The 19,479-nt window shown below is 64.5% G+C and carries 16 protein-coding genes and 1 tRNA gene; 9 read left to right on the forward strand and 8 right to left on the reverse strand.

The features are described from left to right. Positions 1-845: 845 nt before the first annotated feature. From PQI07_RS10970 to PQI07_RS10985, 4 genes are all read left to right on the forward strand, one after another. Positions 846-4,004 (forward strand): hypothetical protein, encoded by a 3,159-nt coding sequence (locus PQI07_RS10970; RefSeq protein ID WP_139231612.1) that lies wholly within the window; start codon positions 846-848, stop codon positions 4,002-4,004. A 6-nt stretch (positions 4,005-4,010) separates the two neighbouring features. After that, a complete protein-coding gene (locus tag PQI07_RS10975) occupies positions 4,011-5,786 on the forward strand; it encodes an amidohydrolase family protein (protein WP_274926609.1) in 1,776 nt (591 codons plus the stop codon). Between the two features lie 96 nt (positions 5,787-5,882). Beyond that, positions 5,883-6,701, forward strand: coding sequence for an IS5 family transposase (locus tag PQI07_RS10980; RefSeq protein WP_053622656.1), 819 nt, complete (start codon positions 5,883-5,885; stop codon positions 6,699-6,701). A gap of 94 nt (positions 6,702-6,795) precedes the next feature. Next, on the forward strand, positions 6,796-7,503 hold the full coding sequence (locus PQI07_RS10985; RefSeq protein ID WP_274926610.1) for an amidohydrolase family protein: 708 nt from the start codon (positions 6,796-6,798) through the stop codon (positions 7,501-7,503). A gap of 216 nt (positions 7,504-7,719) precedes the next feature. Here PQI07_RS10985 and PQI07_RS10990 read toward each other — a convergent pair. Then, positions 7,720-7,836: transfer RNA gene (locus PQI07_RS10990), tRNA-OTHER, on the reverse strand. Between the two features lie 162 nt (positions 7,837-7,998). Here PQI07_RS10990 and PQI07_RS10995 point away from each other — a divergent pair. Beyond that, on the forward strand, positions 7,999-9,618 hold the full coding sequence (locus PQI07_RS10995; RefSeq protein WP_274926611.1) for an integrase family protein: 1,620 nt from the start codon (positions 7,999-8,001) through the stop codon (positions 9,616-9,618). Positions 9,619-9,732: 114 nt separating this feature from the next. On the opposite strand, the gene PQI07_RS11000 is transcribed toward PQI07_RS10995, so the two are convergent. The 4 genes from PQI07_RS11000 to PQI07_RS11015 all read right to left on the reverse strand — a co-directional run bounded on the left by PQI07_RS11000 (position 9,733) and on the right by PQI07_RS11015 (position 12,994). Beyond that, on the reverse strand, positions 9,733-10,131 hold the full coding sequence (locus PQI07_RS11000; protein ID WP_274926612.1) for a hypothetical protein: 399 nt from the start codon (positions 10,129-10,131) through the stop codon (positions 9,733-9,735). Between the two features lie 154 nt (positions 10,132-10,285). Then, the gene (locus PQI07_RS11005; protein WP_274926613.1) at positions 10,286-10,795 is read right to left on the reverse strand and encodes a hypothetical protein; all 510 of its coding nucleotides are present in this window, start codon (positions 10,793-10,795) and stop codon (positions 10,286-10,288) included. A 14-nt stretch (positions 10,796-10,809) separates the two neighbouring features. Continuing rightward, positions 10,810-11,580 (reverse strand): hypothetical protein, encoded by a 771-nt coding sequence (locus PQI07_RS11010; RefSeq protein WP_274926614.1) that lies wholly within the window; start codon positions 11,578-11,580, stop codon positions 10,810-10,812. Between the two features lie 121 nt (positions 11,581-11,701). Beyond that, entirely contained in the window at positions 11,702-12,994 is a 1,293-nt protein-coding gene (locus PQI07_RS11015) for a flagellin N-terminal helical domain-containing protein (protein WP_274926615.1), read from the reverse strand. A 239-nt stretch (positions 12,995-13,233) separates the two neighbouring features. On the opposite strand from PQI07_RS11015, the gene PQI07_RS11020 reads away from it, so the two are divergent. The 3 genes from PQI07_RS11020 to PQI07_RS11030 all read left to right on the forward strand — a co-directional run bounded on the left by PQI07_RS11020 (position 13,234) and on the right by PQI07_RS11030 (position 15,551). Then, on the forward strand, positions 13,234-14,226 hold the full coding sequence (locus tag PQI07_RS11020; protein ID WP_274926616.1) for a helix-turn-helix domain-containing protein: 993 nt from the start codon (positions 13,234-13,236) through the stop codon (positions 14,224-14,226). Then, entirely contained in the window at positions 14,223-15,239 is a 1,017-nt protein-coding gene (locus tag PQI07_RS11025) for an AraC family transcriptional regulator (protein WP_274926617.1), read from the forward strand. Before PQI07_RS11020 ends, PQI07_RS11025 begins: the two co-directional genes overlap by 4 nt. Before the next feature lie 99 nt (positions 15,240-15,338). Then, positions 15,339-15,551, forward strand: coding sequence for a DUF3892 domain-containing protein (locus PQI07_RS11030; protein ID WP_111473968.1), 213 nt, complete (start codon positions 15,339-15,341; stop codon positions 15,549-15,551). Between the two features lie 59 nt (positions 15,552-15,610). Here the strand turns inward: PQI07_RS11030 and PQI07_RS11035 are convergent, their stop codons facing one another. Genes PQI07_RS11035 through PQI07_RS11045 form a run of 3 tightly spaced genes read right to left on the reverse strand, consistent with a single transcriptional unit; the run spans position 15,611 to position 17,901 of the window. After that, on the reverse strand, positions 15,611-16,855 hold the full coding sequence (locus PQI07_RS11035; RefSeq protein WP_274926618.1) for a relaxase/mobilization nuclease domain-containing protein: 1,245 nt from the start codon (positions 16,853-16,855) through the stop codon (positions 15,611-15,613). Beyond that, on the reverse strand, positions 16,852-17,259 hold the full coding sequence (locus PQI07_RS11040; RefSeq protein WP_274926619.1) for a hypothetical protein: 408 nt from the start codon (positions 17,257-17,259) through the stop codon (positions 16,852-16,854). Before PQI07_RS11040 ends, PQI07_RS11035 begins: the two co-directional genes overlap by 4 nt. Positions 17,260-17,301: 42 nt before the next feature. Beyond that, a complete protein-coding gene (locus tag PQI07_RS11045; RefSeq protein ID WP_274926620.1) occupies positions 17,302-17,901 on the reverse strand; it encodes a hypothetical protein in 600 nt (199 codons plus the stop codon). Positions 17,902-19,079: 1,178 nt separating this feature from the next. On the opposite strand from PQI07_RS11045, the gene PQI07_RS11050 reads away from it, so the two are divergent. Continuing rightward, the gene (locus tag PQI07_RS11050) at positions 19,080-19,463 is read left to right on the forward strand and encodes a hypothetical protein (RefSeq protein ID WP_274926621.1); all 384 of its coding nucleotides are present in this window, start codon (positions 19,080-19,082) and stop codon (positions 19,461-19,463) included. The last annotated feature ends 16 nt before the right edge of the window (positions 19,464-19,479 follow it).

A 19,479-nucleotide genomic window follows, 5' to 3' on the forward strand; every position in this document is an offset into this window, starting at 1 on the left:
CGTCAGCACGCGGCTGCGGCCGATGCTCACGCGCTGGCCGCAGAGATGCACTACGAAGCTCGCGAGCCGCGTGGGAGCACCGACGCGACCCAGCACCAGGACGCGGAGAGCGCGAGCTCTGACGCGGCGACGCAGACCGACACGGCGGCCGAGGCGACCGCGGCGACGGGCATGGTTCTGGACTCAGTGCGTGATGCGGGTCGCGAGGCGGCCGAGGCAGTACGGCAGGCCGAGGATGGTGAGGATCCTCGCGACGCCCACGCGGCCGCCGCCATGCACCACGCGGCGGCTGCCAAGCGACACGCCGAGGCAGCAGAGCTTGCTGCACCTGGCAACGAGGAAGCCAGAGAGGCACGAGCCGAAACAGAAAGCGCGGCAGCGCGAGCAAACGATGCGATCGTATCGCGATGACGGCTCGTGATCCAGCGAAGGACACAAGGGCGTTCCCGCAAAGGGTGTCTGGTCGGCTTGTTCCGAGCTATTGAATAAGTTGCGGAAGCCTCAACTCTGCTTGCGAGCGCGAGTTTCAGGGGAGTGGAGCCAATCCGTTTTGGTTGGCCTTCTACTAGACTATGCATCCGTGACTGTTCGGCAGTAATTCATCATGCGATCTCGACTGTATAATTTCCTATATGTATCTATAATTCACATACAATCTTACGACTCGCGGGATACTATTCGGCTTGAATCCTCTGCGGCACTAGAATTTCGCATAGATAGGATGAAATTGCGCGTGGCTTGAGCTAAGAGAACGTAGTTCGCGCGCGGAACATTATATGGTGGCTTCGCCATTCGCGAGCCGCTAGCTTATGCGAAGAAGATCCAGAGCGTCCCCAGGGGTTAACGTGCAAGGCGACAACGAAGAAGTCATCATCGACCTCGATGCGCTCGGCGGAGGACCTGCCACATTCGAAAGGTTGCACAACGCTGACGGCCGCCGGCCGGATGCCGGCGGATCCCGCGTCATTCGGCGAGATGCCTTCCGGCGCGTCCTGACCAAGCTAGTAGCCAATCCGTCCGGTAGACCCGAGACGGAGGATCTGTATGCCCGTCGGCCGCAAGCTCTCGACGTCATGCCGAATCGCAGCCACGACGCGATCCTGATTAGCGCCCGACGCGGCGATGGCAAGACTACCTTCCTCACCGATCTACTAGCGCTAATTCAAGACGTTCAGAATGGGAGCGACGATTTTCGTCACTATCTTGACGGTGCTGTTCCAAATGATCAAGTCGGCCGTCTTTACAGCCTCGGTATCATTGATCCAACGCTGATAGAGGCCAAGCAGCATATTGTCGTGATCATTATCGAAAAAATCAAGGCGGCAGTAGACCACCTCCATGAGCGCACCTCCGGCGATAAGGCTTCCTATGATGCTTTTAAGACCAGGCTTTACGATCTCGCGGCTGGTTTGACCCTCCTCGACGGTATCGGCGAGTCGATGCTCCAGGGCAAGGACTGGGCCGATCCTGACTTCGTTCTAGACAAGGGCCTTGACCGAGCAGGTGCCGCCGGCGGATTCGAACGTGCCTTTCGACGTTATGTGGTCGAAGCCTGCACGTTCCTGAAAGTTGACGCATTCGTCCTCGCCATCGACGACGTCGATACGTCTTTCGATCGCGGGTGGCCAGTGTTGGAGGCCCTACGCAAGTACCTCGCCGCGCCCCAACTCAAGGTGGTTCTGGCTGGGGATTTAAAACTCTACAACTTGCTAGTTCGACAGCAGCAATGGAAGCAGATGACCAAGGAGTTTGTCGAAGTTGAAAGAACTTCGACAACCGATAGATCGTATCGCGATCAGATCATTGAGATGGTCGATCTTCTCCAGGATCAATATCTTATAAAAATTGCAAGACCCGAGAACCGGCTCGATCTTCGAAATCTGTTACACTACGCGAATAAGTCAAACTTGTCGTTTATCGCTTCGAAACACCGCAATAGTATGCGGCTGAACGAGCGGGAAGTTTTTGACCGCTACGCTGATCGCCTATTCGCGCTCGGAAGTCTGGAGGAGCGCGCGGTTATCCGATCGACTCTCCTACGTCTTCCTCTGCGCAGTAGCCTTCAGGCACTTGCGGGCGCTTGGCGTTTGATCTCAACCGTGCCGCCTGTAGCACGTCCGGGCGAAGCTAGTGGAACTCGGCAGACATGGGAAGAACCGGACGCCGAGTTGACGCGGGACGCCCTCGATGCGCTTCGATCAGTGGCTTCGCAGAGCCTGATGACGCTTGATCTAGACCACGAGGCGTTACTGGAAGCCGATCCCAACAGGATCATCGATCAGCTATCGCAATGGATGACGGATAAGAATCTTTGGTTGAATATGGATCGATTTTTTCCGCAGGGAAAAAGCGAAGGAAACGACATTGTCTCATTACTGATCGCAGGAACATTAACCAATTTGTTCCAACTTCAGCCGCGTACGATCATAGATTACTGGCTTAAGATTTGTACGGTCAGGGAGGTATTTGATCGCAGCATCTCTTCTTCAGACGATATGCGCGCGGTCTTAAGAGACCAACTCAAGATCGAAGCAAGCGAAAATTCAATCCAATTCGTTAGCCGCCTTTCAGCTTGGGAAGTAGGGGCGGGAGGTCAGGTTCGTCCCGGCCTTCGCCTTAGCGGTATCAGTATTCCGGCGAGCTTGAACCTTGAGCGTTCGCGCCAACAAGGCTATATGGAGCGACTTTACGGACTCAGTGTCGATTTCGATCGCGAGACATTCAGTAGTATAGCTAATGGAAACGAAGACGGACCGCAAGAACTTGATGAACGCCAGCTCGAGCTGATTAATGCGCTACCCGTTCCCTTACGTACATATCATCGTACACTTATGAGGGCGGGCTGGAGCTACAATTCAAGACGGGGATCGGAGGCTGGCCTCACTGCGGTATTCGCTAATTCTTTGGAAAGTTTGGAGAGGCGCCTGCCACCTGACATCGCCGCTGTGGCTATGATCCCCGCCAATCGCGCAAGAAGCGGCCAGTTGGCCGAGATTACCAGCTACTCTATACTCCGCCTGATAGGTTTTGTTGGCGAAGTCCTCGCTATCGGCGCTAGGGTGCCAGCGGCAGATCGCGCGCAGGCTATCGCAGGCTTGCTATCCACATTCTCGCTACTGCGCAGCTACCCGAGTCCCGGTCTAGGTGGTTCAAGTTCTGTGGCAAGAGCGACGTCAGTCGTTGGTGGAGATGATGTAGAAGATCCAGAGGACGATGGCGAAGAGACTTCTGCGTCAGATGAGCTCCCATCTGACCCGCATTCTAATGATCAGGAATTGCACAGCCTCTTAGAAGCCTGGCTTTACGCCATTTTGGAAGAACCTCCGCCGTCAATATCAACTGTCACGCTCGCCCGAATTTGGACTCGGTTCACATACGCATTCGACAACGTTGTTGAAGAACTCCGACATACCAAGACACGGTACCTCGGCGTTCTGATGCATCGAGCAATCATCGTATTTTGGCATGCTGTTGGTGTTGAGGCCCTGAAGGCTGCCGGACGCGCGCCGACGACGAAAACAATCCGAAACCCGACGGTTTCTGGACTACCCTTCTGGGAGTTATTGCAAGAAATCGATGCAGGCGAACGAGATAACGCTGAGTTTAGACAGAAGATGTGGATCTTCGAAGCTATTTTCTCGTGCCCTGTTTGGGGTTATTTTACCGCGCGTGACGATGGAGAAATTGACGACGGCAAGATAAATTATGCAGACGAGATATATAACGAATATGCTGAAAGACTTTCGAGAATAAATCTCAGACCTTCTTATGGCGTGGTATTCAAGACAACTAATAGCGGAGGAACGATCCGTTTCGATGGCCTATATCCCCTCCTAAATACGATACCAATCCAAGTATCAAAGCGTGCGCCAAATTCGGCTGTAGCGCAAAATCTCAAAAGAATTCTACAGAAGTATGCTGAGCCAAAGAGCCAAGCGGACTCTGATACCGATCCGGCTCCTCGTCGCACGCGACGCCGATCTTCCCCGGACTCCAACAGCTAAGCCTCAATGGCCGCTCTAATCGACCGCCGCGCCTTCGCGGATCATCACGCGCTCGTCTTGTTGGGACGCGGCCAACTGCCGTCAATCGATGAGACGCGCAGGCGGATTTTCATAGCCGAGCGGCGCACGGATGTCGGCCGGCCGGATCACTTCTACAAGGGCTATCTTGAGGAGCGGCTTGGTCGAGCCAAGCACGTGGGCGAGATCCCGATGCTGGTCCTTACGCGACTGGCTGAGCGCTTTCTGGAGCGACGGGATGGCCGTGTTGTCGTGCGGGTCGACCGCTTCGTCGAGTGGCACGAGCTCCTACCTTACATTTCGCCGCTTGCGGTGATCGTGGCCTTTCTAATCCGAGAGGGATCTGGCCCTCGAATCGTGGAGGATCCTCGGCCTTTTCTTGCACGCGAGATCGGCGAGACTGCCTTGATCGGACCGTCCGACCACGCCCTCGACGACCTCGTCGAGCGCAAAGGGCTGTTCGAATTACACATGCACCTGAATGGATCGACGGAGCTCGACGTTCTCTGGCCCTATGCGTGCAGGGATCCTGACGCATTTTACAAGGAGCTCGCGGATGCCTGGTACGAGAACCGGGAGCCCACCGCCGAGCTCTATGAGCAGATGGAACCGGGTCTCACCCCGCTAGCTCTGTACCGGCGCCTGCGCGCCGTTCGGCGCGTGCGCCGGCAGATTGCAGCCGAGATCGCCTGTCGGATTGGGGCATCCCGGCAGGATCCGCCGATTGCGTGGGGCATCCAGGGCCTCCTGCGCGCCATGGAAGTCGATCGGAGCGACCTTGCTTGGCGCGCTCCATTGGGCGCCTCACTACGTACCCATCCAGGCCGCGTGATCCATCCAGGCGGTCCGCCCCATGCCTCCATCATCGAGGAGGCTGCCTTTCTCTACTCCTGCCTGCTCGCGCTTGTGCAAGCGCCCGACTCTGTCGTCGGCACGGGACTTTATTACAACCTTCTCGTTCTAAATCAGATTGGCCGAATCGTCGTCCAACAGGCGGACGAGACTGGGTTCGACCAGTTCCAAAAATACACCTTCGTTGGCGTTCGATCTGGGATCGAACGGCGCTACGATATGCGCTTCCGCCAGCTCAACGGCCGTGCCCCTTTTGACACCCTCTCTCATCTCGAAGGACGCTTCGCCCCGAAGGGTACAGTGGCTGAGACCCGCGGCCTCATCAGCACAATCGTTGGCGATTACCTCGCATTCCGAGGCTGCAAGCGCAGGGAGCCAGATCTGTCTGGGCCGCCCCCGCCCTGCCTGCTCGGCCTGCCCTGCCCTGAGGTAGGCCCGCGGATTGGCCGGAGGCTGCCCGAAGGTTGCCGCGGGCACGGTCGACCCGGGACCGAATTATCTCTCGTCGCGCACTTCATCAAAAAGCCGCCCAAAGCAGCCCTTGATCGGGCGCGAGGATGTCGGGATAGCGAGCTTAGGCTCTCACTGCTGATGCAGGCGCGGGCGCTCAGGCGCTTGCTACAGGGCAACCAGATCGCCTGCGCCCTCGTGCGCGGCGTTGATGCGGCATCCAATGAACTCCACGCCCCCCCTGAGCCGTTCGCGCCAGCCTTCCGCCTCGCTCGCGCTGCGGGCATTCCGCGGGCGACTTTTCACGTCGGCGAAGATTTCCGGCACCTTGTGTCTGGTATCCGCGCCGTGGCGGAAGCGCTCACCTTCCTAGACTTACGCTCCGGCGATAGGATCGGCCACGCAACCGCTCTGGGCATTACACCGAACCTCTGGGCGGCGCGTACCGCGGAGCGGACTTAGACCCCGTTTCATAACGGGCTGAACAGCTTAGCGGTTGGGTGAGCGGCGGGCATCGCAGGCGTTGGGAGAGTATCTGACGCTCACCCAGGAACCCCGATGTGGACGCCCGCCGCCCGCGCCGAGCTTGCGCGCGAGAGCCTGCCCTATGCAACCTGCCTGAGCGATGCCGAATGGACGGTGCTCGCGCCGCTACTACCTGCACCGTCCAGCACAGGCCGCCCATGGCGCTGGCCCGTGCGCGCGATCCTCGACGGCATCCTGTACGTGCTGCGCACTGGCTGCGCGTGGCGGCACTTGCCACTGGACTTCCCGCCCTGGAGCACGGTGCATCGCTGGTTCTTGCGCCTGTCGCAGACAGGCGTATTCGAGCGCCTCGCCCACGCTCTCACGATGGCCGACCGGGAGCGGGTCGGACGCGAGGCCAGCCCGACCGGCTGTGTCATGGATGCGCAAGCGGCGCGCTCGGGCGGCGTGGGGGTGGCAGGTGAGCGCGGTTACGATCCAGCCCGGCGGGTCGTCGGGCGCAAACGCCACGCGCTGACCGACACAGACGGCCGCCTACTCGTGGCTGGCGTTTCATCCGCTGACCTGCACGACAGCCACGGCGGCATCGCCCTGTTGCGGGCTTCGCGCGGGCTATTCCCTTTCCTGACGCACTGCTTTGCTGACCGCGCCTACAGAGGTGAGCGCGTCGGCAGGGCCACGGCCATCGTGGTCGAGATCGTCGAGGCGGAAGCCGGGCAGAAGGGCTTTGCCGTTCAGCCCAGGCGATGGGTGATCGAGCGAACATTCAGTTGGATCAGCCGCTGCCGCAGGCTCGCGCGCGACCACGAAGCGACCCCGTCCTCCGCGCTCGCCTTCTTCGTGCTCGCTGCGGCCATGATCCTCGTCAGGCGGCTCGCCAGAGCGTTATGAAACGGGGTCTTACCTGACGGTAATCGATGCGCTCGACGACGCAGTATTCGTTCATCGCCGACTTGCTGAGCGCGGCGGCTACGAACGAGAAGTGTTGAAGCTCGGAGACCGGATTGCGACTCTGTCTGGGATGCTCTATGGCGAGCCACGCAGCCCGGCGCTGCTGCACCGAGCCTGGGAGCTTCGGCGTCTAGACGCTCTTGAGATGCGGGCGGCAGAGCGAGCGGTCAGCCGTTCCGGTCGACCCCTCACAGCGGCGGCGATCGCCGATGAGGCCAAGCGGCTGGCCACGACTACGCTCGATCGCCAGCGAGCCAGCGAATTAGCGTTGATCGCCGAGGAGGTGGCCGCGGCAGGATGCGCCTACACGATCTATGCTATGCGCCAGCGCCTCGGACGCGAGGCTTGGCAGGCCAAAGTGGAGGTTGAGGCAGAACTCGTATCGGCCGAAGCTCTTGTCGTTCTTCAAGATAGCGTTCTTGGTGACGTCAATCGCCGTGGGGTAGCCATTGAGGCGCTGCCCACGAGCAATACCCGAATCAGCTTTTATAAAACGATCCGAGAGCATCACCTCTTCCGGTGGCTTGGCCTTGAGGGACCACCGCTCGCCAATCGTCCGACGATCGTCATCGGCAGCGACGATCCCGGCATCTTCGCCACGAATTTGCGCAACGAATATGCGGCGATCGCTGCTGTCCTGCGGGACAGTTTCGCGATGTCGGCGCCAGAAGCGGTTCGCCGCATCGAGACACTCGGCGACAGTGCCCGAGTCTTCCGCTTCCGGCCGGAAGACCGAACATGATCGTTGGCCGTCAGGGTCGTCTGCGTAACGTTCGCTCCACGGCTCGCCTGCGCCGACGCGCTGCGCTGCCGTCGAGAATTTGACCCACTAGGCTGGGCGACACGCACGGATTCTGCGCGACGCCACCTGGAACCACATTGTAACCAGACGCTCTGAAAACCCCTTCGAGTTGCTGTAGGCCGACTCGATCCGACCTTCTCTCGAAGGGAGATGACCTGGCGACCCCGGTAGGGCTCGAACCTACGACCTGCCGCTTAGAAGGTCGGCGATCGAGTCGCGCGGCAGTCGCGCGAACAGCCTTCGGCAAAGGTGGGGCGGCCCACGCCCAGGGTCGCTAAGGCCCTGTGATTTCCCGTCAATCGGTACCAAACTGGACTTCACTTCCAGGCCCGTTTTCGCCAAACCGAAGGAAAGGCGTTTCGGTCCATGGGCATGCTCGATTTTCGGAAGCCGTCCTAGGGCCGTCCTAGCCTGACTTGGCATCCGGAGGGAGCCGTGGCCACAAGCGAGCGCATCGAGATCCGGCAGACGACCATCGACAAGGCCAGGCGCGACGCAGCCGCCGGCATCAGGCGGCAGGTCGCCGACATCGAGGCGCGGGGCTTGGTCCTGCGCGTGCAACCGTCGGGCTGCGTCTGGCAGGTCCGGGTGCAACACGAGCGCAGGGCCTACCGCGTCACCATCGGCCCGGTCGCGCTCTGGTCCCTCGCCCATGCTCGCGAGGCGGCGCGGAATGTGAACTGGCATATCACGCGGGGGCACGGGGTGCCCGAGCCCTATTGGATGAAGTCGTTCCTAGACCAGGCGCTCTGGCTGGACCGGCAGGCGGATCGCAAGGGTAAGCACGTCCCTGAGGACCCGGAGCCGCACCGCAAAGTCTACCAGCCGCGGCCGGAACGGGTGACGACCTGGACGTACAAGACCGCGCGCGATGAGTGGGGGGCGTACCTCAAGGCCGAGGCCGCGGCGGGCAACCTCTCGCCCGAAACCGTCAAGAACTATCTCGGCATCGTCGGCTCCCCTGCCATGCGCGCGCTCGACCCGATCCGGGTCGCCTCGATCACCGACGTTGACGTCGACAAGATCGTTCAGGCGCTCGTGAAGGCGGGTAAGCGCTCATCTGCCCGGGACGTCGCCCGCGTCAGCAAGCGCATGTGGAAGTGGCTGTATCGGCCCGCTAACCGACCGCTCTCGGGTGTGGCACGCGGCGCGCTCGCGGACATCGAGGCGCCCGACCTGGGCAACGTGAAAAAGCGTCAGCGCTACCCGGATATCGGGCGGCTGGGCCTCGTCGTCGCGACGGCCCGCAGCGGTGCCTTGGACCGCGTGATATCGGCGGCCGTGGAACTCCTGGCCTGGACGGCCCAGCGCCGCCTTACCGTCGTGCGGGCGCACGTCGATGAGTTCGAACCCTGGGAGGCGCGGTCCGGCTGGGGCCTGTGGCGGGTCGGACATCGGAAGTCCCACAAGCCGGGCGACGGAACCGTCGCGCATACGGTACCGTTGCCGCCGCCGATCTGGGGCAGGATGAAGGAGCACACGGAATGGCTCGCCGTCACCATGCCAGGGACGGAATGGTTGTTCCCTGCCCGCCGCGAGGCCAAGCTCGGCGTCCCGGCCGCATCGGGCCACCTGGGTGCGGATACGCTGACGCATGTGCTGCCGACCATTCCCGGGGCGGGAATGACTCCGCATGACGTCCGGCGCTGCTTCCCGACAACGCTCGCGACCGCGGGGCATCACCTGACGTTCGTCGGCTACGTCATGGACCATCTCTCGCTCGGCTCCGTCACGACGCGCGACGAGAACGGATCGACACGTCGGTACACGGAAGCCGAGATGCTGAGCTTCAAGGCGCCGGTCATGGAGACGTGGGAGACCTTGCTGGAGCCGGCGGCTCGGGCTGCAGTCCTACTACCCCTTCCCGAACTAAAGGCGGAGATCGCGCGGTTGAGGGACGAGCGGCGAGGCATCGACCCTGCCAAGGAGAAGGTCAGGCTGAAGGCCGTGAACGCCTCAGCCTATGCCGCGGGACGCACATTTCACCAGCGCAAACGCTCGACCGCAGACTCACGGCGTGATCCCGTCGGCGAAGCCGGTGAGCCAATTAAATGAATCGAGTTCGCCTGTGTCGAAAGGGGGACGACCACCCATTAACGAGGGAAGATCGATCCACCCTCATCTTCGGCTATTCGCGCACGGACTTTTTCTCGGTCGGGATGCTTGTGATCATTCCGCCGCTGCCGACGGTCGCCAATTCCCCCTAAGCTTAGGGTCAATACGAAGTTCGCCCCCGTCTTCTTCGTAGATGCACGGCACATCGGCTTTCCAGAAAAGGCAGTACCAAGCAAGCCGGTCCAAAACCACTTCGCATGGCATGCTTTTGGTGCATTTCATGTGCGAGGTACCTCCGGCGACGACGGTGCAGCGTTCCAGCAATGCCCCCGCAGCGTCCGCGCCGATGGTCTGCCGGCACGACGGGGCACGCAGGTTCGTCACGGGATGCGACAAAGCGTAGGTGCGGGCCTTATTGAAGGCCGCCACATAATCGGCAGTCGTATGCTGGTCCGTTTCAGCGGATGCCGCTGTCGTGAACAGGACCAGAAACAAAGCGACGTTGCGCATCAAGGTCTTCTCTTCTGGATAGCTGGGCCGAGTTGGTGCGGAATACCGCCCCGGCCCAACGATGAGCCGCATGCCTTCGACGCTCGGGCCGGCCGGGATCGGACGACGGGTCCGAGCGACCGTGATGGTGCATGCGCCTCCTAGTACGGTTCCGCTCCTATGCCGGCCTCAGGCGGTCGCCGTCAGGGGCGAAGGAGGGGGCATTGTTTCCCGGTAACCCGCGCTCGAACGTCTCGCGCGACCGCCTGGCGCCGAACGTCGCCGCGTTGAAGAAGTAGCCGATGGCCGACAGGATGCCGAGCACGCCGATCCCGATGACGGGCAGCAGCAAGATGCCTATGGCCAAATACTTGAATCCCTGGTTCCGCAGGTAGGGTCCGAAGATGTCACCGTACCACGTCTCCCTGGCGGTCCTGACGCCGTAGGGGTAGGCCCGTACGTCCTTCCCGGTCAGCCACAACTCGACCGGTTCACCGCGGTCCATGGCCTCGTTGATGATCAGCGACGCCTCGGCCTCGACCAGCATGCTCGGATAGAACCGGGACTTGCCGTCCGCGGTCCGGACCTTGACGCCGGTCCATATCTCCCGGCCGGTCGGGTTGGTGACGACGTCTCCTATCGCCGTCGAGGCGATGCCGGTGACGGTGCCGGTGATGATCTCGTCCATGGTGAAGCTCCGGGTCAGTCGTCGAGGAGGTAGGAGAAGGACAGCGCGGCGTGCGGGCTGCGCTCGGAGTAGCCCACGACCTCGCAGCCGCGCCGAACGGGCCCGGCGCCGCGGAGCGTGAGTTTGTAGTCGTGGTCGAAGTAATGGCCGCGCACCGGGTAGGGCGCGGGCGGACAACCGTCCTTGAAGGCGTAGGCGGTCCCGCTCGCCGGACCACCGGGCTTGAGGGTTCCGCGGAAAAGGACTGTCCCGGGCTGGATGCTCGCGCGCAGGGAAGCCTTCGGCTCTCGGTAGGCGATGATTCCGGTGGAGGGGTCGATCATCACCATGGAACCGTTGTGCATCCAAGGCCTGCCGGTCGGCTCGACCTTCGCCGACGTCGATGGCTTCCGGGTCGGCGCGTTGACGCCGTACTGCTTCACGGTCGGGATACCCGACGCGCAAGCGGCGTTCGGGACCGTCATCATGCCGGTATGGTTCAACATGTCGTTGTCGGCCTCGACCACGTCGATGTCGCCGACCGGCGGGGCGACACCGCCGAACGAGCCTTGGGCGAGCATCGCATCGCCCGAGCCGGTCAGCACCGTGACCTTGCCCGTCGCCGGGTCCCGGGTCTCACACCGGACATGCACCTGCCAAAGCGCACGACCGTTCTGTACCCGCCCGTCGTAGGTGAAGTCCGCCAGGGTGCGGTAGGTTATGCCGCCGCGCACCTGGGTGGCCTCGGCGGTCCAGCGGTCCTGGATCGGGCCGGCGCGAGCGCCCGAAGGACCGAGTGCGTTCAAGGCGAGGATAAAAAGGAGAGCTCTTTTCGGATTCATGGAAATTGCTTCGTCTCCGCAACGGCCGCGCGCGACGGCCCGGCGCGCAGCCGGACCGTGCGTGGGGCGGCATGGAAGGTCAGAGCTAGCGGAGGAGCTGAAGGATGCCCTGGTTGGCGGTGTTGGCCAGCGACAGGGCCGAGATGCCGAGCGACTGGCGGGTCGACAGCGCCTGGCTGTTGGCCGCCTCCTCGTTCATGTCGGCGTTGGTCAGGTTCGCCGCGCCGGTGGTCAGCACGTCGATCATCGACTTGGTGAAGTCCTGCCGGTTCTGCACCGTCGACAGGTTCGATCCGAGGTTCGACGAGAGTGACTTCAGGCTGGCGAGGGCGTTCGTCAGCGCGTCCGAGGCCTTGTTCAGGTCGGCGTTGTTCTGAATGCCGACGTTGGCCCCGCCTTGGGTCGTCGCCGAGTCCACGAAGGTGCCGATGCCGAGGCTGTCGGTGGTGAGGGCGTTGCCCTGGATCGACAACTTGGACTGTGCGGTGCCGGTCTTCTCGTTGAAGGCGATGGTCAGGTTATCGCCGGTAAGCAGGTTGGTGCCGTTGTAGCCGGCGTCCTTGGACGTCTGGTTGAGCTGATCGCGCAGGGCAGTGAACTGGCTGACCAGGGCCGAGCGCTGCGCCGAGGTGCCGCCGGCCGCGGAAGGCGCCGCGCCGCCGGTGAGCTTGGCAAGCTCGCCCGCATCGGCCGTGAGCGCGCCCGTGGTGGCGTTGAGCTTGCCGGCGGCGACCGTCAGCGTGTCGGAGCCGGTGCCGGTGATCTGCAACTGGCCGAGGCTGTCGATGGCCGCCGTGGCGATGCCGGACTTGTTGATGTTGTTCACGAGGTCGTTGACCGTGCCGGAGGTCATGCTGACGTTGTAGACGGTGTTGCCGGCGGCGAGCTGCAGCGTGTCGGCCTTGGTGTTGTCGATGCCGACGACGCCGACCGCGGTCGAGCTCGCGGGGGCGGCGGTGCCGGCGAGCGTCTTGGCCAGCACGGTGTCGTGCAGGCTTTTCCCGGTGGCGGTGGCCTCGTTCGCGGTGGCCATGGCCTGGGTGCCCTGGAGTTTGGGCAGGTTGGTCGTGGCGTTCGATTGGGCCTGCGCGACCACCGACTGCATCTGCTTCACGATGCTCGTGATGCTGTCGATGCCCTTCGAGGCCGCCTGGATCGTCTGGATGCCGTTGGAGATGCCGTCGAGCAGGCTCCCGAGTGCGGTCGAGCGGTCGGTCAGGCTGGCGGCGGTGAAGTAATTCACCGGGTTGTCGAGGGCGGAGTTGACCTTCTTGCCGGTCGACAGGCGGTTCTGGTTCGTCGCGGCGAGCGCGGCGGTGTCCTGCAAGGATTGCAGGTTCTGCCGCGTGGCGGCGGACAAGGTGATGGAAGAAGACATGAGGCGTGATCCTTCGACGTCCGACGCTTCAAGTCGGATCGACTAGATCCTCGTGTCCGCAAGTTTATGCGGGAGAAATATTCAGGGCCAGCAAACAGCCGTTATGTCTACTGGCGTCCTGGATATGTCTACTGGCGTACTATAGCCTGTTTTCCCTGGGCAATTGCCTCAAATTTCCGGCGCGCCCTTGACCGAGCTCTTGGAGCGCTCGATGCATATCCGGAACAGGCGGGCTCGACATGCAATCCGACGCGCTGGAAACGGACTTCTCGCAGATCGACGACGAGCGCGTCCGGCGGGAGGCGTGGGTTCGCGCGATCTCCCCCGTCTACGAGGCGAGGATCGACGAGGAAGTCCCGCGTACGGTCAGTTTCCGCTCTTGGAAGCTCGGAACCGTCCTCTTCAACCACATGAGGGCCTCGGCGCAGGCGGTCGAACGAACCTCGTCGCAGATCGCCGTCCAGGCCGTGGACCACGTCGTCCTGCGGCTCTACTCGTCCGGCAGGACCGGCATCGACACCGCCGGGGGCGAGGCGGAGATACCTCATGGCGGCATCGTGCTGTTCGACCTCTCGCAGCGCGCCCGCTCGGTCACCCGCGAGATGTCCGGGCTCAACCTCGCGCTCCCCCGCAGGCTGTTCGACGCGCGCGTAGGCGAGCTCTCGGCCCGACACCTCGACATCCTCCGGCCGGAGAGCACCCCGCTGATCCGCCTGCTTGGTGACCACATGCACAGTGTCCATGCCGGCATCGACGGCATGGACGAGTGGCAGCGGAGCCTGGTCTCCACCGCGACGGTGGCGCTCTGCAACGCCGCGATGACGCCGGTCACGGACAGCGCCTACAACCGGCCCGCCATCGCGGCCATCGAGATCAGGCAGTTCATCGAGGCACACCTCGGCATGGCCGATCTCGGCGTCGACATGATCTGCGCTCGCTTCGGGCTGTCCCGTACTCCCGTTTACGCCCTGTTCGAGGCCGATGGCGGGGTCGCGACTTATATCCGCAATCGCCGCCTCGCCCGAGCCATGCGGATGTTGACGGGTGCCGAGGCAGGTCCTCCACGTGTCTCGGGCGTCGCATATGCCTGTGGCTACGAGAGTCTGAAGAGCTTCAGCAAGGCCTTCCGCGCCCGCTACGGCATCAACCCCCGCGACGTCGGAACCGGCCTGCGCGGCGTCGCGCAGCGCGAGAGCGGCAACACCCTGATGTCCTGGATACAGGAGCTATGACCTCGTCCATGGAACCCGACGTCATCGACCCGGGCATCGCCCGTCTGGACGACGAGCGCTTACGGCGGGAGGCGTGGATCGAGACGGTCTCACCGATCTGGACCGCGACGCCGGACCGGTCTGCGCCGCACCCCTGGCAGGCGAGCTTCCGGGCCTGGAAATTCGGCAACGTCCACCTCTACAAGACGCATTCCTCCCCCCAGACCGTCGAGCGCACCCGGTCGCAGGTCGCGACCCTCGCGGTCGACCACGTCTACCTGCAGCAGCACGTGACCGGGCATTCGAGTGTGGAGGTGGCATCCGACGAGCAGGCGATCACGTCCGGGACCATCGTGCTCGTCGACCTGGCGCAGCCGGTATTCGGGCGCTCGACCACGTCCGTCGATGGCATCGGGCTTTGCATCCCGCGCAGGCTGTTCGACGCCCGGGTCGGCGAGATCGGGAGGCTGCATCGCTCCACCTTCGCGCGGACCGGAAGCCCGTTGAACCGGCTCCTGTCGGACCACATGCGGAACATGCAGGACTGCCTCGATACGTCGGACTTGTCCCAAAAGTCGCTGCTCTCGACGGCTACCGTCTCGCTGTTGAACGCGATGCTGACGCCTTCGCAGGACAGCGCCTACAACCAACCGGCGGTCATGGGTATCGAGATCCGGCAATTCATCGAGGCGAACCTCGGTCGGGTCGACCTCGGCATCGAGATGATATGCGCCCGCTTCGGGTTGTCCCGCACGCCGGTCTACGAACTTTTCGAGGCCGACGGCGGGGTGATGACCTACGTCCGCAACCGGCGCCTCGCGAAGGCGATGCGCATGCTTTCCGGGGTCGAGGGAGGTGCTGCGACGCGGGTATCGAACGTCGCCTATGCCTGCGGCTACGAGAACCTGAAAAGCTTCAGCAAGGGCTTCCGCGCTCGGTACGGGGTGAACCCGCGCGACGTGGATGCCGATCATCGTGTCGGCGCCCGACACGAGAGCGGGGCGGTCCTCCTGTCATGGATGAAGGAACTCTGAGTCGTCGGCGGCATACAGGTCGCAGCGGGGTCCTTGGAGTATCGACGCTATCTCGCAGATAAGGACGTGCCACCTATATGGTCGTCTCGGAGGTGGTTCATGTCGAAGATCAAGGGACGCAACGACGGGCCGGGCGGCCGCAACGAGCATTACGATGTCGGGACGCGCAAGAACGTGCCGAGGCGGAACGTCGTGGCGGAAATCAAGCGCGGCGAGCATCCGGACAGCCACGTCGTGAAGATCAACGGCCGTGAATACGCACGGGACAACCCGGACAGCTCGACGGCGGACAACGTCAACAGGGACGAGTAGACCCGGGTCGTCTTCGGAACCTCACAGGGCGGGTTTTGGCCGGGGCGTCCCGGAGACGGTCACCGGATGGGGATGCCCCAGATGTCCGTGACGCCCCACAGGGCCAAGCCCCTCGTCCGGCCGTTGTCGGCGAGATCGTCCAAGCGCTCCGCGGCCGCGCGGGCACGCTCGGCGGCGGCCTGGTAGCGGTCAAGCGACACATCGAGACCTGAGAGGTGGCGCCGCATCATGACGCGGCGTGCCCCGGCCGCGGCCCGCAGCCGTTCGAGCGCAGCGTTTCGACCTTGTCCGCGACCTCCGCCACCGCCACCGTCAGGTCGGACATCGCCTCCACCAGGTCGTCGAAGCCCGACGCCCCGTCCGCCTCCGGCGGCGCCAACGCCGCCAGGATGCCTTGCAGAATCATTTCCATCGCGGCCAGACGCCGCTCGATCAGCACGCCGTCCATCACCCGCTCCTTCCAGCATCAGCCCGTCGAGCCGTGCCCGTACCGCCGCCGCCCGAATGCGCTCGCCCGTCAGGCGTCGGGAGCCCGCGCCGACGAGCCGCGTCGCCGAATGTGCCGTGCCGCTCGCGTCGACGACGACCGGACCCTCTCGGCCATGCCTCAGGTCGAGCCCGCGGGCTCGGAGGGCGGCGACGAAGCCGGGGCCGTCCGCCGACTCCTGCCAAGCCGAGAAGACCGCGCGGCGCAGGTCGTCGAGCGGCACGCCGGTCCGCTCCTCGACGCGGCGTTCGCCGGGCGTCACCTTGGCGACGGGCCGTTCCGCCCGGGTGGCGCCGGCCGCGACGAGCCATCCCGCCACATCGTGTAGCCCGTCCTTGCGCAGGGCTTGCGCGATGCTCCGGGCGAACTTCGACGGCACGGGCGCAAGCCCGGCCTCGTACTCGACGATGCGCGCGCATTTCTCGCGGCGGGCGTAGTCGTGAGATAGGTCGATCACGGATCCCGAGGGCCGAACCAGGGCATAGACGCGGTGTTCGTGGACGCGTCCGTCCTTGTCGTGCACGACCCCGCAGTAAGGTTGGCGGGTGAGATCGAACTCGCCCTCCATGAGCGCCCAGAAGCGCGCGCGGGCGGCGGCGTTGTCGGCGATGCCAGGGTCGGGGCTGCAATGGACGTGGTAGACCGGGCGTGTGGTCCGGCCGCCCGCGCACAGGGCGACCAATTCGCTGATTTGGCCGGCCAGGTCCGGGCTGCCGAGGCCGCGTGGCGCGGTCACGGTCGGGCGGTTCTCGCCCTTCAGGAGGTGGCGCGCCAGGGCGTCCCCGAGCCCGGCCCCGCGCGTCGCCCCGGAGATCACGGAGCGGGCCGTCCGAGCGCGAGCGGGACCAGGATCGCCCGGGCGGCCTGGATGGCGGGGATGGCCGACGCCGGGTCGTCGGATTGCGCCGCGGCGCTGGCGGCGGCGAGGTTCCTCAAGGCCGCCGCGATGGCGGCCTGATGCGCCTCCGGCATTCGCACGGGCCGGCCGCTGCGCGCGTCCGCATCGGACTGCATGCCGAGCCTATCCAGCAGTTGCCGCCGGACCCAGGCTCCCACCGTCAGGCCCTCGCCCCGGGCCGCCCCCGCTATGGCCGTGCTGAGCCCACCGCTCATCCGGACGACCAGGCGGACATGGAGGCCGCGCTTCGGCGTCGGCGGTCGCGCGGGCGGGCGTGGCACGGGCCGGATCGGGATGATGGCGCGGTAGACTTGGTCGGACATGTTCGTCGTGCCTTGAATGTCGGTCGTGCCGGTGGGCTATCGTCAGGTCCTGCGGGGTGGACCCGGTCCGCCACCTCCCGGCTCCACCGGCACAAGTTCCGGGCCCCCGCCGCCGCCGTCGCCGCCACCCCGTCCGCGTAGGCGAAGCGCGCGCTCGCGCGCCGCTGCCTTCTGCGCTTCGATGGCGGCCGTGACTGCCGGGGGAACGATCAGGGGCGCGGGCTCGGGCGTCCCATAGCGGGCGGCGCGGGTCCGCTCCGCGGCGAGGGTCGCGATGGCCCGCTCCCAGAGCGGGATGTCCCGGAGCATCTGGCCGACGGCGTTCTCGCGCTCACCGCTCTCGACGAAAGCGGGGGATGCCCTCGATGGCGAAACCCCGGCCAGGCGCCGCGCGCGCTGCCATGCCCAGACCTCAGGGCCCATACCGACGTAGAGCCGGGTGACCTCGTGGCTGTCGAGCCGGTCGAATGTGCCGGCCTCAAGCGAGCGGGCGTAATCCCGCGTGGCCGAGGCGAGGGAGGGGACCGGCGTTGACCCCGGCGTCTCCGCGGTCGGGGACGGCCGGACGGGGGACCGGCCCGCGGCGGGGCCCGGGTTGGCGGCGATATCCGGCCGGCGGTGTCTCAGGAAGTGCGGGAGCATCGGAACGGGCCCACGGCCCGTTCCGGGCCAGGTGGCATCGATCAAAGCACCATGAACCTGAATTCCTAGTGGGATGACATCTTTTCCGATCCGACGTATCGCGAAAGTTATCGGCGGATTTAGATCAAATGCTCCGCAACAGTGCCGATGATCGACTTGTCATGCCGGCCTTCAGGCAAGGATGGACGCGCGCGCATTAGCGCTCTGTACGCCCGCGAATCGGGGGCGCGAAACGGCGAAGACGGTCCGGTCTTCAACAAAAAGGGATGACATCTATGGCTTGCGGTTCCGGCGAGGGACGCGCTGTTTGGAAAAACAGGGCCTGACGGGGACAATCGCCGCCGTACGAAACGCGACGAGGTCCGACGATGTCCCTGATGACGGAGCTGCTCCATAGGCTTGGCATCCTGCCCGAACGTCCGCCCCGGACGCCGGTGCAGAGCCCCCCGCCGCACCGACCGGCGCCCGCCACGGTGAGGCCCGTGTCGGCGAGGCCCGTGTCCGATCCCGCGGCGAGAGCGGCGGCAGGAGGAAAAGAGGGTGAGCAAGCCATGGTGGTCATGCCTACGCATGACCACCAGATGCCGCCGCGAGCGGCGTCACCAGGGCTGCCGCCCGTGGACCCGGCCAAGATGGAAGGGCGGATGAGTACGCCCGACGGGTGCGGGCCGGCGACCCGGCCGGCAGGGTCGGTCGAGCGTCAGTCCGACCCGACGGCAGTCGGTCAAGCTTGCGACGAGGGGCCGGACCGAATCACGGAGGGGCCGCGAGCGCCTGGACCGAATCGGCCGACGGACCCGGCCGAAGGTGCCAAAACGCCGCAGCCGGCTACCGGCCAAGCTGCTGACCTTCCCGGTCGGGTGGCGCTGTCAGACCCCGGGCCGCAGGTGCCTGGCGAAGGATTGCCGACCAGTCTGAAGGATTGCGGTCGGTCGGGACCCGGCGACGGTCAGGCGATGATTCCATCCGCGCCGCCCGTGGCTTCCGAGCGCCCAGGGTCGAGTGCGCCCCTGGATTGTGTACTCGGTCCTATAGGTGTCCCGACGGGCGTCGGCGACTGTCGCGACCAGGGAGCCGAGGCTGCTCTCACGGCCTCCCCGGCCTCCGGCGCCGTCGTTGACAGCCCGGCGAAACCGAGTCCCCCTTGTGCGGGAGAGGCGGCCTCGCCGAGGCGCCGGATGCCACCGAGGGTCGCGGCGCGGCCCCGCCCGGAGGAGTGGGCCGATGACGAACTGCTGACCCTGCCGGAGGCCGCCGCCCTGTTCTGGCCGGACGGCCCGATCACCACGAACACCCTGAGGACGGCCGGCCACCAGGGCACGCTGGCCATCACGAAGGTCGCGGGCAAGTTCTTCACCACTCCGATGGCGGTCCGTCGGATGGGGCTGGAGGAGCCGGGGCCGACCCAGCGGCAGCCCGAGGCGGCACAGGACGTGTCCGCGCAGGCGCTGTTCCAGTTGAAGCTCGCCGAGGCCAAGCGTCTCGGACGTGAACGCGCACGCCCGAAGCGTGTCGCGGAGAGATCTGCCGCGCCTGTCCCGAGGGGCAAGGCGGGGCAGTAAGGCGGCGGACACGGGG

This window comes from Methylobacterium sp. 092160098-2 (genome assembly GCF_028920805.1).
Classification (GTDB): domain Bacteria; phylum Pseudomonadota; class Alphaproteobacteria; order Rhizobiales; family Beijerinckiaceae; genus Methylobacterium; species Methylobacterium fujisawaense.